The organism is Bacillus sp. JJ1521 (assembly GCF_036965165.1).
Classification (GTDB): domain Bacteria; phylum Bacillota; class Bacilli; order Bacillales; family Bacillaceae_L; genus Ferdinandcohnia.
The window spans coordinates 20,595-24,793 of the sequence record NZ_JBALOX010000009.1; the positions used below are offsets into that span (position 1 = coordinate 20,595).

A 4,199-nucleotide genomic window follows, 5' to 3' on the forward strand; every position below is an offset into this window, starting at 1 on the left:
ATTCATTATTTTGTTTTCTGGAAATACAAAACAAGGTGTGATTCTTGTCCATAATTTGTTTTACAATGGATTCTCCCAATCCCCTAGATGTTCCAGTAATAATAAAATACTTCAAATAAGACACCTCTGTTAGACTTTATCTTTGGCCATTAAGTTTGCTTACTTCCCTCTTATTGAACACTGAATGTGAACATGAAAGCAAGTAAAACGCCCTTTTTATTCAATAATACCTGTTTCCGTTAAAAATACCTTTGCATGAACCTCTATATTAATATTTTTGTAATCTGCTTTCCATTTTTCATAGTCTAAGCCTCTAATTGAATGTCGAGCCATATATCCAATCCCAACAGGATCAATATTTTTTTCTTGAAAATGCTTTAACATAGCTTCTGATTTATTTTTAATTATACTCTCAAGTTCATTGATAATCTTATGAGTAATTTCTGGAGTTGCCTTTTGCCCGGAAAACTCACTTAAAATTCCTTCAAACTTAATTGTAATGTTTACCTTTGGATCCCCTTGTACTATCTCCACCTTTATTTTCCTATTTGTTTTAATCCGTTTGATTGATGCGTATTCATCCGTTCCATTTAATCGTAACGTATAGGAGCCCTCACCGTAATTTTCCACCAACGCCTTAAAAAAGAACAAATCGGTTTCTTTAATTTTCGATACCATAATCCCATTTTGAAACAAACCAAGCCCAGTGATTTCCATCTTTTCCCCAATTAACTTTAATGTAGGAAGATATGGGTCCATTCCCTCCAAATAATGTATATATAAAAAAGTATGAAGATCAGATCTTGGAACATCTTGCTTTTCAATATTATGTTCTAAAATCGTGGCGAGGTATTCCCCTGTCCCCCTGTTTCCTAAACTTTTGTCTAATACATCCTTTGTCTTTCCCTCAATAACTCCTAAATACACTGCAGCACCAACACTTGCATCACGTTGAAGGGCATCAACATACCGTAAGATTCCATTTTTTGCAAGTTCATCCTCATACAGTGCAACGCGAAGACCACCTGTTACTAATGGGTCTGCTGATTGTTTTTGTAATACATTAATAATTTCTTTTGCTAATAAAGATTCATCGGTAAAACTCGTATTGTCGATGCTTTTATCCGCATTAAAAATAGGGATTACAGCAGTTCCTCTAATTTTTTGACCTTCTGCACGATCAAACCCGACACCTGACACGATATTAACTTCATCAATAATTTCTTCTGGGACCCTGCCGTATAAGATTGTTAAAACTACAATAACAGTTAGCACAATTCCAATTAAAATATTTTTCATTTTTTCACCCTCAGTTTACGAATGGCTATTGTGATAACAAAAAGTATCGGAATATAAACAAAAATAAAATAGAATCCAAAACGTGACATATATTCGTTAAGCATATCTACTTGATGTCTTGACTTAAAAAAACTACTTGCGACAAAAACGACAGCTAAAATCAGAAGTACCACTTTTCGTTGTTGAACAGAAAACACTTTTTTAATGCCTCTGCTTGCGCCCCAGATCGCAATACAAATATTGGGAAGGATAATAAGAAACCATGAGGCTACTCCAATATATTCAAACCGTTCCACAAACGGCATGACGATTATTTTAAACATGGATAACGTTGCCCAGATATGCTTATCGAGCTGACCAGAACTATAGAACATAATTGCTGTAATGACCGTAATTAAGTATAAAACAGTTGTAGCTAAGACTCCTAAATGGGCCCATTTTTGAGACCTTTCCGGATTTTTAATAAATGGATAAAAGACCAACAGGGTTTCAAATCCTAAAATACTCAAGGTCATGTCCTTTGTCGCTTTTGCTATGTCTATTAATGATTGGTCCATGATCGGTACTAAATTTCGCACATGTGCAAAATTCAACGGGTAAAAAACTAAGAGAAGAATATAGACCGGTAGGACAATACTAAAAAAGCTAATGCCCGTTACTGTTCTAAAACCACCTAGAATAATATAGTACGTAAGTAACAATGAAAAAAAGCCAAAAACCCAGGCATTTAATTCTGGAAACATCCATACCTGAACAACCTCAATATAGGTGCGTAAAACAGTTACCGCCAATGTCATAAGGTAGACTACAAATAATAGGCTAAAAAAACCACCTATCCATTTTCCAAAAACCTCTTTATGAACTTCGATTATGTCTCCCTTAGAATGATTTAAGATTTTGTACATCATCCATACAATAATGTGTACCGCTACTCCAGCTAGAATAACGGCAATCCAACTGTCATGCCCTGCTGATTTTGCAATGATTCGTTGGAAACCAAGTATTCCTACCCCTACTTGCATGGAATGAATTAAGAAAAATACAAAAAAAGGAGATACTAAAAATGATTCTTTGATCCTATTCATAATTGCAACTCCTTGGATTTTCGGCTACTCATCAATATCTTTTTTCGACTGAGCTTTCTTTTGCTTAAAACGATTTGTGTCTTCTGGACGAACGTAGATTGGACGCTTTGTAAGTTGTGAAAATGGTAGTCGTACAAAGGCATCCTTTAAATCACTTACCCGTAATGGGTAAATGGGCTCTAAAAATGGCCGACCTAAGGAGGTTAATCGAATTAAATGGGTTAATAGAAAACAGAAACACATAACAATTCCTAATAAACCCCATAGCTGCGAAAAAAGAAGAAAAGGAAATCTTATTAAACGGATTGTGTTACCCATTGTGTAGACAGGTGTTGTAAATGATGCAAGTGCAGCAAGTGCGACCATAATCAACAATACATTACTCGTAAGACCGGCTTCTACAGATGCCGTTCCAATCACGATACCGCCCACAATACCTATTGTTTGCCCGACCTTGGCAGGTAGCCTTGCTCCAGCCTCCCGCAGTAGTTCAATGACTATTTCTAAAAACAAGGCCTCTAGAATAGGGGGCAGTGGGACCTCACGTCTTGAAATAACCAAGGTTGCGAGTAAATCCCGTGGAATTAATTCATGATGATAGGTTAGAACGGCAACATAAATGGGTGTTATTAAAATGGAAAAAATAACTGAGAAAAGACGAAGCAAACGAACAAATGATGCAATGTACCAATTCATGAAATAGTCTTCAAACGATGAAAAAAACTCAACAAGGGTAGTGGGTGCTATTATAGCTTGAGGGGATCCCTCGCTTAACACCACTACTTTTCCTTCCACTAATACTGAAGCAGTACGGTCAGGACGCTCTGTTTCAAGCATTTGTGGAAATGGAGAGTTCGTATTATCAACAATTATTTCCGAAATAAAAGAAGTATCGTTAATCGAATCAAACTCGAAATCATTGAGTCTCTGTAAAACGGTTTGTACATTTTCTTTTTCCACAATATCTTCTATATAAAGTACAGCTACCTTAGTCCTTGATAACTTACCAACAGTTACCTCCTTCACACGCAATTCAGGTACGGGCAATCGTTTTCGTATTAAATTTATATTTGTATCGAGTGATTCCACGAAAGCCTCTTTAGGTCCATTTACACTGAATTCCACTTCGGGCGTACTAACAGATCTTTTTTCAAATTTCACAGCATCTATAAGGGCACAATAGCTGTCATGCTTGTGAAATTGAATCATAATACTCCCTTGTAAAAGTTTATCTTCTATTTCCTTAACCTTTTTAGTAATTACAATCTCCTTATTTGGAATGATCCCTTTTAGGTCTCGGATTGAATAGACTTTTGTATACAGCAAATAAGGTAGAATTTGTTCATTGAGGGTCTTTGTATCGATAATATTACGCTGATAACAGATCCAAAACGGGCGAATGGCTTGGTTATTAATTTGACAAACAAAGTCTGCTGATTTTCGGAAGGTCTGATATATTTCCTCAGTTAAGTGAGGTTTTTTATGTTCCTTTTTAAAAAGCCAATTTGCCATAACGATCTCCCTTTACCTAACAGATTTCACTTCACTTCTTCCCCTTCTGTTAGTTATTCCTTGAAATGTATGGTAATTATGCATGGATTTTCTATTAACTTTATTCAGACGGAGTTTATACCCCGTCTGAATAAAGTTGAAGCCTCCGGTGGATGCCACAGATTTTCAAAGGAAATTTTCCAGCATTAACTAGAACTAAGCCCTCCTAGAGGGCAACTGCCAGTAAAAGCCTGAGAAAGTGAACGAAAACTAAGAACGTCACGTCATGTGGCAACGTCTTCGTGGCCCACTTCCTGTGGGCCT

3 protein-coding genes are annotated in these 4,199 nt (G+C 36.3%); all 3 read right to left on the reverse strand.

Translation table 11 applies throughout. From position 1 onward, the window contains the following. Positions 1 to 216: 216 nt before the first annotated feature. Genes V7147_RS01875 through V7147_RS01885 form a run of 3 tightly spaced genes read right to left on the reverse strand, consistent with a single transcriptional unit; the run spans position 217 to position 3,896 of the window. Positions 217 to 1,299 carry a Ger(x)C family spore germination protein gene (locus tag V7147_RS01875; protein WP_335366160.1) on the reverse strand — a complete coding sequence of 361 codons (1,083 nt, stop codon included), beginning with the start codon at positions 1,297 to 1,299 and terminating at the stop codon, positions 217 to 219. Beyond that, a complete protein-coding gene (locus tag V7147_RS01880; protein ID WP_335366161.1) occupies positions 1,296 to 2,384 on the reverse strand; it encodes a GerAB/ArcD/ProY family transporter in 1,089 nt (362 codons plus the stop codon). Before V7147_RS01880 ends, V7147_RS01875 begins: the two co-directional genes overlap by 4 nt. 24 nt (positions 2,385 to 2,408) lie before the next feature. Further along, on the reverse strand, positions 2,409 to 3,896 hold the full coding sequence (locus V7147_RS01885) for a spore germination protein (protein WP_335366162.1): 1,488 nt from the start codon (positions 3,894 to 3,896) through the stop codon (positions 2,409 to 2,411). Positions 3,897 to 4,199 lie beyond the last annotated feature (303 nt).